The sequence below is a fragment of the Cutibacterium porci genome, assembly GCF_009696315.1.
Taxonomy (GTDB): domain Bacteria; phylum Actinomycetota; class Actinomycetes; order Propionibacteriales; family Propionibacteriaceae; genus Cutibacterium; species Cutibacterium porci.
The window spans coordinates 1-1,215 of sequence record NZ_VUMG01000012.1 but is presented as its reverse complement, the minus strand read 5'-3'; the positions used below and the strand labels follow the sequence as shown (position 1 = coordinate 1,215).

Here is a 1,215-nt window from a genome sequence, read left to right as displayed (position 1 = left end):
GAGGATAGGCAGGAGGCGAAGATCCGGAGGCGCCAGCCCCCGGGGAGCCGCCCTTGGAATACTGCCCTCGCGCGACCGGCGTCCTAACCCGAGGCCGTCAACCGGCTCGGGGACCGTGCCAGGCGGGCAGTTTGACTGGGGCGGTCGCCTCCTAAAGGGTAACGGAGGCGCGCGAAGGTCCGCTCGGGACGGTCGGCAACCGTCCTTTTGAATGCAAGAGTACAAGCGGGCTTGACTGCGAGGCCCACAAGCCGAGCAGGTGCGAAAGCAGGCTCTAGTGATCCGGCGGCCCCGAGTGGGTGGGCCGTCGCTCAACGGATAAAAGGTACTCCGGGGATAACAGGCTGATCTTGCCCAAGAGTCCACATCGACGGCAAGGTTTGGCACCTCGATGTCGGCTCATCGCATCCTGGGGCTGGAGCAGGTCCCAAGGGTACGGCTGTTCGCCGTTTAAAGCGGTACGCGAGCTGGGTTCAGAACGTCGTGAGACAGTTCGGTCCCTATCCTCCGTGGGCGCAGGAGAATCGATGGAGGCTGCCCCCAGTACGAGAGGACCGGGGTGGACGCACCTCCGGTGAACCGGTTGTCGACCAACGGCACGGCCGGGTAGCCGCGTGCGGCGCGGATAACCGCTGAAGGCATCTAAGCGGGAAGCCGTTCCAGGGATTAGTTCTCCTTCCGGTAAGGGCCCAGGTAGACTACCTGGTCGATAGACGGCAGGTGCAAGGCTGGCGACAGCCTCAGCCGAGCCGCACTAATCGCCCGAGCTCTTCCGGAACCGCACCTCGCGGCCCGCGGGACCCAGCGCTCACGCGCGGTCCGGGCACGAGGATGCCCCCGAGTCACTCCCCCCTATGCGCCATGCGGCCCCCAGGGCACGTGGATGAGACACCGGATCACCGTAACGGTGGGCGCCGCCCACCGGTCAGCGGCCAGAGCATGGGGGGCACGCCCGGTCCCGTTCCGAACCCGGAAGCTAAGCCCCATCGCGCCGAGAGTACTGCGGGGCCAGCCCGTGGGAGGCCAGGGCGCCGCTGACCGGTGGACGGCACCGAGCCGTGCGCTTGGACTGAGAAGGGGGAGGCCTCGCGGCCTCCCCCTTTTTTCGTGTTTGTATCGAGCTGTGACTTTTGGTGGTCAATCTCTATATTCTGATGTCGCAATAGCCTATGGAAAGCCCCGATCCTATGCGAGGCCTATCGCAGGACTCATTCT

2 rRNA genes are annotated in these 1,215 nt (G+C 65.3%); both read left to right on the top strand.

Features of this window, described 5'->3' with window-relative positions:
* Positions 1-779, top strand: a 23S ribosomal RNA gene (locus FYJ43_RS11920); the annotation flags it as partial.
* 145 nt (positions 780-924) lie between these two features.
* Positions 925-1,040: ribosomal RNA gene (rrf, locus tag FYJ43_RS11915) — 5S ribosomal RNA — on the top strand.
* Positions 1,041-1,215 lie beyond the last annotated feature (175 nt).